This window comes from Mesorhizobium sp. M0998, from assembly GCF_040318885.1.
Classification (GTDB): domain Bacteria; phylum Pseudomonadota; class Alphaproteobacteria; order Rhizobiales; family Rhizobiaceae; genus Mesorhizobium.
In genome coordinates, this window is the sequence record NZ_JAMYND010000082.1 from 1 (window position 1) to 9,473 (window position 9,473).

Annotated in this window: 10 protein-coding genes and 2 pseudogenes; 5 read left to right on the forward strand and 7 right to left on the reverse strand. The window is 61.8% G+C overall.

The window, feature by feature from the left end; translation table 11 throughout:
• Positions 1 to 397 (reverse strand): MFS transporter (locus NKH59_RS32695; RefSeq protein ID WP_353024356.1); only part of this gene is annotated, 397 nt, incomplete at its 3' end.
• Between the two features lie 272 nt (positions 398 to 669).
• Here NKH59_RS32695 and NKH59_RS32700 point away from each other — a divergent pair.
• A pseudogene (locus tag NKH59_RS32700) lies at positions 670 to 918 on the forward strand (glutathione S-transferase family protein); the annotation flags it as partial.
• A gap of 55 nt (positions 919 to 973) precedes the next feature.
• On the opposite strand, the gene NKH59_RS32705 reads toward NKH59_RS32700, so the two are convergent.
• Positions 974 to 2,644: an FAD-dependent oxidoreductase gene (locus tag NKH59_RS32705; protein ID WP_352771161.1), complete on the reverse strand. Its 1,671-nt coding sequence runs from the start codon at positions 2,642 to 2,644 to the stop codon at positions 974 to 976.
• A 348-nt stretch (positions 2,645 to 2,992) separates the two neighbouring features.
• Here NKH59_RS32705 and NKH59_RS32715 point away from each other — a divergent pair, with 348 nt between their 5' ends.
• From NKH59_RS32715 to NKH59_RS32725, 3 genes are read left to right on the forward strand one after another with little or no spacing between them, the layout of a single operon-like run.
• Entirely contained in the window at positions 2,993 to 4,348 is a 1,356-nt protein-coding gene (locus tag NKH59_RS32715; RefSeq protein WP_353024351.1) for a selenium-binding family protein, read from the forward strand.
• Positions 4,345 to 4,716: a 2Fe-2S iron-sulfur cluster-binding protein gene (locus NKH59_RS32720; RefSeq protein ID WP_352474288.1), complete on the forward strand. Its 372-nt coding sequence runs from the start codon at positions 4,345 to 4,347 to the stop codon at positions 4,714 to 4,716. The genes NKH59_RS32715 and NKH59_RS32720 overlap by 4 nt, the downstream gene beginning before the upstream one ends.
• A gap of 5 nt (positions 4,717 to 4,721) precedes the next feature.
• Positions 4,722 to 5,171, forward strand: a complete 450-nt coding sequence (locus NKH59_RS32725; RefSeq protein WP_352771286.1) for a CoA-binding protein — start codon at positions 4,722 to 4,724, stop codon at positions 5,169 to 5,171.
• A gap of 76 nt (positions 5,172 to 5,247) precedes the next feature.
• Here NKH59_RS32725 and NKH59_RS32730 read toward each other — a convergent pair whose 3' ends face one another.
• The 4 genes from NKH59_RS32730 to NKH59_RS32745 form a co-directional block, all read right to left on the reverse strand.
• Positions 5,248 to 6,492 (reverse strand): NAD(P)-binding domain-containing protein, encoded by a 1,245-nt coding sequence (locus tag NKH59_RS32730; RefSeq protein WP_352474324.1) that lies wholly within the window; start codon positions 6,490 to 6,492, stop codon positions 5,248 to 5,250.
• A 41-nt stretch (positions 6,493 to 6,533) separates the two neighbouring features.
• Positions 6,534 to 7,091, reverse strand: a complete 558-nt coding sequence (locus tag NKH59_RS32735; RefSeq protein ID WP_023679231.1) for an OsmC family protein — start codon at positions 7,089 to 7,091, stop codon at positions 6,534 to 6,536.
• A gap of 316 nt (positions 7,092 to 7,407) precedes the next feature.
• Positions 7,408 to 7,920 (reverse strand): OmpA family protein, encoded by a 513-nt coding sequence (locus tag NKH59_RS32740; protein WP_352819462.1) that lies wholly within the window; start codon positions 7,918 to 7,920, stop codon positions 7,408 to 7,410.
• A gap of 10 nt (positions 7,921 to 7,930) precedes the next feature.
• The gene (locus NKH59_RS32745) at positions 7,931 to 8,590 is read right to left on the reverse strand and encodes a L,D-transpeptidase (RefSeq protein WP_352981054.1); all 660 of its coding nucleotides are present in this window, start codon (positions 8,588 to 8,590) and stop codon (positions 7,931 to 7,933) included.
• 42 nt (positions 8,591 to 8,632) lie between these two features.
• Here NKH59_RS32745 and NKH59_RS32750 point away from each other — a divergent pair.
• Positions 8,633 to 8,956 (forward strand): annotated as a pseudogene (locus NKH59_RS32750) (NAD-binding protein); the annotation flags it as partial.
• Between the two features lie 12 nt (positions 8,957 to 8,968).
• Here NKH59_RS32750 and NKH59_RS32755 read toward each other — a convergent pair.
• Positions 8,969 to 9,473, reverse strand: a 505-nt coding sequence (locus tag NKH59_RS32755; RefSeq protein WP_353024353.1) for a LysR substrate-binding domain-containing protein, incomplete at its 5' end; no start/stop codon positions are given.

Sequence of the window (9,473 nt, forward strand, 5' to 3'; positions counted from 1 at the left end):
CGCCAACCGCGGCTGCGAGCGCACCCACAAGGCTGTAGCGCGCGAACATCTTGGTCCGCGCGGCGTCGGTGACTTCGCGTGTGAGGACGGCATGCTCTAAGGGCACGAACACGCTGACGCTGCCGGCCGACGGGTTGATGGTGCCTGCGAAGGCGATCATCAAAAGCAGCGCGTAGTCGTGGACCACAGCAAAGGCCACACCCGTGGCCACCATCAGACTGGCGGCGGCAAGCAGGAGTTGGCGGTGATCGCGTCGGGCACCAAGGAGTCCGACGGCGATGGTCAAGAGCGCTGAACCGAGCAGCGATCCGGTTGCTATGATGCCGACCTGCAGAGGCGCGAAGCCTAATGCGAGGAGATAGACCGGCAACAGAACGGCCACGAAGCCGTCGCCCATGTCGCGCAAGGCTCGGGCCGCAAAAAGAAAAGTCGCCGGGCGGATCTGCTGCACTGGTCTAGCCTGCCCCCATCACCTGCGTTGGCGTCAACGGCTTTGGCAGCGTCGCTCGACAGGGCCGGAAGATCATGACGGAGTCGCGTTAGACATTCCAGCGAGGCGAAGGCCATGAAGTTCGGGACGTGGGTCAGAATTCCCCGTGGTCTTGCTTTGGTAATGTCCAGGAAGGGGCGCATTGCCGCCCGCCAGCCTTGGGGCCGCTGACGACCCGCGACGAGACCTGGCATAAGCAGCGCCTGCCCATGGTCGAGGATCGCATCCGTGGCCGGCTCGGCGAACTTTCCGATCGCCTGGGCAATGCCGACTGGCTCGATGGTGCGTTCAGGGCCGGTGACCTTCTGATGGTGGCGGTGCTGCGCAGGTTGAACGGATCGGGTATACTGGACGAATATCCGAACCTCTCCGCTTATGTAGCCCGCGGCGACGTGCGGCCAGCCGTCAAGCGTGCTTTCGATGCTTAATTGGCGGTTTTCACGCCGCATCGACCGGCTGATGACATTCTGGTTACTTGACCCTCTAGCTTTGGTTGCGGTCTACTTTCTCTTCATTGGCCAGATACTGGTGGACGAAGGCGATGGCCATGCTGCCCTCGCCGACCGCCGAGGCAACGCGTTTGACCGGGCTCAGGCGTACGTCGCCGCAGGCGAAGATGCCGGGCGCGCTGGTCTCGAGCAGGTAGGGGTCGCGGCCATGCGACCAGAGCCCGGCCTTCTTCACGTCGTCGCCGGTCAGCACATAACCGCGTGCATCGCGCGCTACGTCGGCCGGCAGCCACTCGGTCTCGGCGTTGGCGCCGATGAACACGAACAGCCCGCCGCATTGGTGCCGGCTCACCTCGTTGCCGGTCTTGTCGAGAATGTCGATCGCCGTCAGGTGCGTCTCGCCGTGCACGGCCTGGACTTCGGAGTGAAGCTGGACCTTTACGTTGCATTTCGCCCTGAGCTGCTCGATCAGATAGTGAGACATGCTGTCGGCAAGCGAGGGGCCGCGCACCAGCAGCGTCACGCTGCGCGCATGGCCGGAAAAATGCATCGCCGCCTGGCCGGCCGAATTGCCGGCGCCGATCAGGTAGACATCCTGCCCATGCGTGCTGCTCGCCTCGCTGCGCGCGGCGCCATAATAAACGCCTTTGCCGATCAACCGGTCGAACCCGTCGATGGCAAGACGGCGCCAGGCGACGCCGGTTGCCAGGATGAGGCTGCGGGCGCGCACGACATCGGTGCCGTCGAGCACCACCTCGTGCGTCGTCGGGTCGATGCCGGCGACCGAACGGGTGACCAGGATTTCGGCGCCGAGCCGCTTTGCCTGCTGCAGCGCGCGGCTGGCAAGCTCGTCGCCGGAAATGCCGCTTGGAAAGCCGAGATAGTTCTCGATGCGCGAGGATGTTCCCGCCTGCCCGCCGGGCGCCTCGCGTTCGACGACGATGGTGCGCAGCCCCTCGGAGGCGCCATAGACCGCAGCCGCAAGACCGGCCGGTCCGCCGCCGATGATCGCGACGTCGTACTCGGCGCCGCGCGGGCGCGTCTGCAGCCCGAGGCGGATGGCAAGATCGCGCACGGCGGGTGCTTCGATAATCTCCCCGTCAGCCAGCCGGGCAACGGGACCATCGAGAGCCGGCCTGCTGAGGGCAGACCAGAAAGCCTCGGCATCCGACGTGTCGGGCAACAGCCAGGTGAACGAAATCTGGTTGCGGGCCAGAAACCGGCGCAGTTCGCCGCACGCCGTGTCCCAGCGATGGCCGACCAATGTGACGCGCGGCCTCTGCGGCTCGGCAGTGACGCTTTGCAGCCCGCCCATCCGCTCGCGGGCAAGCGCGCTGACCTTTTGGGCCACGTCCTTTGACACCGCGGCGATGGAATAATACTGCTGAACGTCGATGCGCATGACGCGGGAAGATTCGGCGGCGCGATAGCCACCGGGAAAACCCGAGCCAAGCGCAATCGGCACCTCGCCGAAGATCGTTCCCGGCAGACGCCAACCCAGCGTTCGCTCGATGCCGTCGAAGGTCTTTACGACTTCGATCTTGCCGGCGAGAACCGCAAACAGCGCGGCCTCTCCACCCTCGTGAATCGCGAACTCTCCGGGGCTGAGGTGAAGATCGGCCGCTGCCCGCGCCAGCCGCTCCAGCTCTGCCGCCGGCAAACCCGAAAACAACGGGATTGCTCCCACTTCATCACTTGTCAGCATGGCCCCTCGCGGGAGCCAGTTAGCGTTGTTTTTTTGCCGTGATCAATAAAAAAGCGAGGCGGAGCCGCGTTTTGGGAGAGAGCGCAACTTCCCCGTTGTTGTACCGTTGTTGTGGGGGAGATCGGCAGCCTCGACGCCATGTCACGCATGCTCGTAGCTCGCTCAATCCGGACGGCAGGTGGATGATCGTCGAGCCGTTCGCCCACGATCATCTGGCTGTCAACCCCGTCGGGCGCGCCTATTATGCCGCCTCCGCCTCCCCGGCCATAGCGCCAATGCCAAGCATGCACTAACATTCCAGCTTGCCCCTTTGGGGCTGGCGAGTGATCTGTTCAAAGGGAAGTACCCATGACCAATCATTGCTGTGGACCGGGCTATGCTTCTCCAGCCGAGGCGATGACGGCACCTCGCGAAAAGCTGCTCTATACGATTGCCATCTACACCGGCACGGGCATTCAGAAGCCGGACTATCTGTGCACGATTGATGTCGACCCGGAGAGTTCGACCTACAGCCAGGTGATTTCGCGTTTGCAAATGCCGGGTATTGGCGATGAGCTTCATCACTCGGGCTGGAATGCCTGTTCGTCGTGCCATGGCGATGCGAGCATGGAGCGGAAATATCTGATCGTGCCGGGTGTGCGCTCGTCAAATCTGCATATTGTCGATTGCGGTACCGATCCGCGCAGCCCGACACTGTTCAAGGTGATAGACGGCGCTGAAATCAAAGCCAGGACTAACCTGTCGGCGCCACACACGGTGCATTGCCTCGGCTCGGACATCATCGTTTCCATGCTTGGTGACGCCCAGGGCAATGCCCCCGGCGGCTATTTGCAACTCAGCAAGGAGTTCGAGATTGTCGGCCGCTGGGAAAATTCCATGGGCAGGATCAAGTTTGGTTATGATTTCTGGTACCAGCCGCGACACAACGTAATGGTCAGCTCGGAATGGGCCGCGCCCAATACCTTCATGCCTGGCTTTGACCTGGAAGAGGTTGGTCATCTGAAATATGGCCGAGAGATCCATTTGTGGGATTTTGAAAAGAAGGAGCCAAAGCAAACATTCTATCTCGGTGAAGATGGCTTGATCCCACTGGAAGTGCGATTCCATCATGACCCCGACAGCAGTCACGGCTTTGTTGGCGCGGCCCTTTCTGCAAATATCATCCATTGGTGGAAGAACGCGGCGGGTGACTGGCAATGGGAAAAAATTGTCGATGTCGGCAATGAGCCGCATCCCGCATGGCCGATACCAATACCGGGCGTGATCTCGGTTATTCTGCTCAGCATGGACGATAGATACCTCTATCTGTGCAACTGGTTGCATGGCGACATTCGTCAGTACGACATCTCGGACCCTCACAACGCCAAGCTTACCGGACAAGTGTGGATGGGCGGACTTCTCGGCCGTGCGCCTGAGGTCAATGGCGTGAAAGTGACTGGCGGGCCTCAGATGATACAGCTCAGCCTCGACGGCAAGCGCCTTTATGTGACGACCTCACTCTTCTCGACGTGGGATAATCAGTTCTATCCGGAAATCCGCACCAATGGCGGATGCATGCTGATGGTCAATTGCAATACGGAAAACGGCGGCATGGAAATCGATCCGCTATTCGTTGTTGATTTTGGTAAGGAACCAAATGGACCAAGCCGCTGCCACGAAACCCGTTATCCCGGGGGTGATTGCACGAGTGACATCTGGGTATGACCTGCTTCACCATCATTCTCGCCAATCAAGGCGGTGCGGCCTTTGACGTCGATCACCGCAAGCCCCTCTTGCAAAGCTTGCGCGAGCAGGGCGTGGATCTGCCGTATGGGTGCAAGTATGGCGGCTGCATAACCTGTGCGGCCAAAATAATCAGCGGCAAAGTCGATCAAAAAGCGCAGCGGGCGCTGAACAACCGCCAGATCAACAATGGCTATATAATCCTCTGCGTCGCCCGCCCTTTGAGCGACTGCACGCTGGAGGTCGGCGTTGAGAGCCACGACAAGCTCTATCGCAACCCCTTCCTTGACCCGCTGGCCGCTCATGAATTGAAAGCCGATATTGCGACCCCGTTGGAAGCAAAGAAATGACCCATATGAATCATGATGAGCCCTATTCGGAGGCTTATCTGCAAGACATTCTGAAATCGGTCAAAACCATCGCGATGGTTGGGGCCAGCCCCGATAAAACTAAATTTTCCTATGGGGTACTCAGGGTGCTGCACGAAATCGGCTACGACATGATCCCGGTCAACCCCAGTCCCGGTCTGGATGAGATTCGAGGGCTTAAGGTGTACGCGTCACTAGCGGCCATCGACCGGCCTGTGGATATGGTTGAGGTTTTTCGCCGCTCCGAAGATCTGTTGGAAGTTGCACAGGAGGCCATCGCAATCAACGCCAAGGTTCTGTGGGGTCAGATTGGGGTGCGCGATGACGCTGCCGCCCAGTTGGCGGAGAAAGCGGGCTTGAAAGTGGTGATGAACCGCTGTCCAAAGATTGAGTTGTTCCGCCCCTTCTGGAAGCCAAAGCTGCATTTGGGAATATGACTGCAGGGGCGCAGAATTCGGGGTTGTCGCGGCAACCAACCTGTTCCCTCTGGAGTCTCAGACGTTGATTCTGCTATCAGATTGAATTTTGCCCGAGGTACGATGCCAGATGATCGCTGAGATCACGCGCGTCGTCGCCAGCGCCGTCGATTAGAGCAGACTTGCGGCGGCGCAGAAACTGCGTCCCCATCAGGTACAGGCCCGGATGTTCCGCTACACCGCCGTCGTGACGGACGTGGCCCTTGCGGTCGAGGACCGGCAGTTCCAGCCAGGAGTAGTCCGGCCGGTAGCCGGTGGCCCAGATGATCGTCCTGATAGCGCCTCCGGCAAGATCGAGGCCGAGCGGCGGGTTGTCCTCGACACGGGTCGGCGGCGGGCGATCCGGCGGCCCGACCGTAGCGTCCAGGCCGTTGGCGCGCGCCCATTCGTCGATGAGGTCGAGCAGCCGGGCCATCTTGAGATCGGAAAGCGCGCACATGTTGCGCAACGACCCCGCAAACTGGGCCTTGCCGTCTTCGGTGATGCCGGCAAGACGACCGATGAGCCGGACGCCGAGGTCGTCGAGCGCATTGAGGTCGAGGGTGATGCGGTCGGGCGTGCCGGCAAGCTGTAGCGAAGGAACCCGTCGCGCCCGCCTGATGTCGTCCACCTCGTCGTAACGCTCGTCGAGCACGCCGGCGGCGTCCATCCACCATTCCAGGTCCTTGCCGCGATATACGCGGGGCGCCCGGATGTGCTCGCCCACCGACAGGGTCACTTGACGCCCCGAACGCTGCAGCTCCTGTGCGATCTGGGTGCCGCTCGACGACGCGCCCACCACCATCACGCCACCGTCGGCGACCTGACCCGGATTGCGGTAGGACTGTGCCGTCAGCATGGCGACCGACGGCGGCACGCGGCTGGCGACGTCGGGCAGGCGCGCGATGTTGCACGCGCCCGACGCCAGCACGACGGTCCGACACCGCCACTCGCCGCGGTCCGTGCGCACAAGATATCCCGCCCCGTCGCTGCGAACCGAGGTGACGGTCGTGTGGGTTCTGACCGGAGCCGAGATCGCCTTGGCATAGTTCCCGAGGAAGTCGATCACCTCAGGCATCGTCCGGTAGCCGTCGGGATCGTCGCCGTCATAGCGAAAGCCCGGCAGCCGGCTCTGCCAGTTCGGGGTGAGCAGCCGCAGTGAATCCCATCGCTCGGTGCGCCAGGTATGGGCGATCTCGCCGCGCTCCAGCAGCACATGGTCGATAGAGCGCTCCGCGAGGCAGCGGCTCATCGCGAGCCCCGCGTGCCCCGCGCCGACGATCGCTGTGGTGACGGAACTAATCGCACCCTCTCATCAGGAGAGTCTACGGTTCGAAGCGCCTTTCAATTCACCACGACCGTGACGTTCGTCGGATTGGTGACAATGTCATAGACCGCCGACCGCTTCTGCGACTGAGCGACGATAGCCTCGATGTCCTCGCGCTTTGCGTCGGCGTCGATGTTGTATTTCACCGTGATGCCGCTGAAGCCGTTGCGCACGTCGCTGTCGATGCCGAGAATTCCGGCGAGATCCATGTCGCCTTCGATGGTCGCCTTCACCGACTTCAACTGGATGTTCCGGTTCTGGGCAACCGCGGCGATGCCGGCGGTCAGGCAACTCGCCAGTCCGACCAGCACGTATTCGACGGGCGTGGCGCCCTTGTCCTGGGAAGCGAAGACCTCCGGATGGTCTGCGTCGAATGTGAAGGTGGTCTTGCGATGCTGATCCTCGCCGAGACCGTAGAAGCTTTCGACCGACGAGTGGCTGTGGGTGCCATCCTTCCATTCGCAGGCCGCGCGCCACTTGAACTGCGCTGCCTCCGGGGCGTTGGTGAGCGCTTCGCGTGCGCCGAGCAGCGCCTCTACGTTAACACCGTTGTTTGCCTGTACTTCGGAAGCCATAATTATTATCCTCCCTACCTTGCACTGGCTCAAAAACCCGACCGATCTCACTGACCTCAGATTTCACCATGGCGCGGCATGCTATGGGTCGCGAAGCGTTTCTTCAAGTTGTTTCCGCAGCGGAATGTTCGCCCTCGTGTGCCGAGTTGTGCCTTTGCAGGCTCTGGCGCGATCACGACCTTCAGCGCGGTCAATTGCAGTGTCTGCTTCCGGGGGAGGCAAAGTTCGCCTCTATGGCCGACATTGCGGCGCAAAGCAGCCATACCGCCGTCGCGTGCGAGACTCTGCTTCGGGTCACAAGCAGAACAGCAGCCCCCTACGGCTCGTCCCTCTCATCGCGCAAATTAGACACAACGCGGCGGTTCTGCGACCTGCAGGCGGTGTCGGGGCACTCGCGGACGAGCCTGTCCTTGCCGTAGCCCTTGGCCCACATGCGGTTGCGGTCTATGCCGCCGGCGGCGAGGTAGTCCATCACCGCATCGGCGCGCTGCTGCGACAGCGCCATTTCACTTGCGCCGGGGTCGTCGGCGAAACCCTGCAGCTTGAGCAGCCAGCGCGGATGCTTTGCTAGCCAGGCGATCTGGGTGTCGAGGGTGGCCTTGGCGACAGAATCGAGCGCGGCCGAACCTTGCGTGAAATAGGTGCGGCGGCCGACATTGAGGATAAAATCCTCCTCGCTGCCCGGCTGCACGTTCTGGAAGCCGGCAACCTCGGTGTTGGTGACGTCGGGTGTGGGAGGGGCCAGCGTGTTGCTGGTCGAGCAGGATGCGGCCAGCACGAGCAGGCCGGCGGCGAGCAGCCGGCGCGTGTTTTCAATGATGCGGTTCATGAGGCGACAATCATTCGACAGTGGTGGAAGCGGGCGCCTGGTCGGCGATGTGCGGCAGGACCTGCACCGCGGTGCCGATCGGGCACCGCTGGTAGAGGTCGATGATGTCTTCCGGGAACATGCGGATGCAGCCGCTGGAAGCGTCGGTGCCGATGCTCCATGGCTCCAGCGTGCCATGCAGGCGGTAGCCGATGTCGGCGCCGTCGCGGTACAGATAGAGCGCGCGCGGCCCGAGCGGATTGTTGGACGCGCCGCCTGCGACCATGGGCGGTAGGTCCGGCCTGCGCTTGCGCATTTCGGGGGGCGGGACCCATTGCGGCCACAGCGCGCGGCGGTCGATCGTCGCGCGGCCGTACCATTTGAAGCCGTCCTTGCCGACGCCGACGCCGTAGCGGATGGCGGTCTTGTTTTCCATGATGACGTAGAGGAAATGGTGGCGGGTATCGACCACGACGGTGCCGACCGGCTCGCTACTGAAATACTTGACGATCTGGCGGTGCCATCTCTTGTCGATCTTGGCGAAGTTGGTCTTGCGATACACAAAATTGTTGTCGCTGGCGGTACCGGCGAAAAAGGATTTTGCCGCCGCGGCTTGAGCAATATTGCTGGTTGCACCCACCGCGACCAGCGCCAGGCCGCCGAGCACGACACCCCTGCGTGATAAAACCATCGGCAATATTCCCCCTCATGCCAAAAGCCTGGCGGACCATAATTGAGAATTACTTCGCCTCAAAGTGGAAAATGCTGCGTTGCTTCAGTCCGCCGTGTCCGGACATTCGTCATTGCCGGGTTCGGGCGGGTAGACCGGGTGATCGGCAGATTGCTCGACGAGCGTGGATACAGGTGGGTTGCAGTCGACCTCGACGCCAAAAATGTAGAGCGGTCCCGGAAAGAACGTCTACCGGTCTTTTTCGGCAACGCTTCGCAGGAGGAGATGGTGGCCGCCGCGAAAATTGCATGTGCAAAGGCGCTGGTGATCACTCTGGACGACCCCGAGGCAGCCAAATCGGTTCTTGCGGCGCTGAGACGCAAACTGCCCGACCTCCCGTCAGATGCGATGGCGGAGCGCCTCAACGATCACCGCCATCGCAGGCGAGAGCTGTCGCCTGCTCGGGTAGTAGAGGTGATAGCCCGCAAACGGCGGACTCCAGTCGTCAAGCACGAGCCTAAGGCATCCCTTGGCGATGTGCTGGCTGACGAGGTTTTCCGGGACATAGGCGATCCCGAAACCGCTTATTGCAGCCTCGATCATGGGAATGGACGAATTGAAGGTGAGTTGGCCCTCCACCCGCACGCGAAGGTCGCGGCCATCCCTGGCGAATTCCCAGGCATATAATCCGCCGAACGTCGCCTGCCGCATATTAATGCAGTCATGATCGACCAGATCCTGGGGTGCGGTCGGAACCGGATGGCGGGACAAGTACTCCGGCGAAGCCACGGCGACGAGCCGCCAATCCGGCCCGATGCGCACTGCGATCATATCCCTGTCGATGCTCTCACCAAGCCGCACGCCTGCGTCGAAGCGCTCCTCCACAATGTTCTTCATGCCGTTG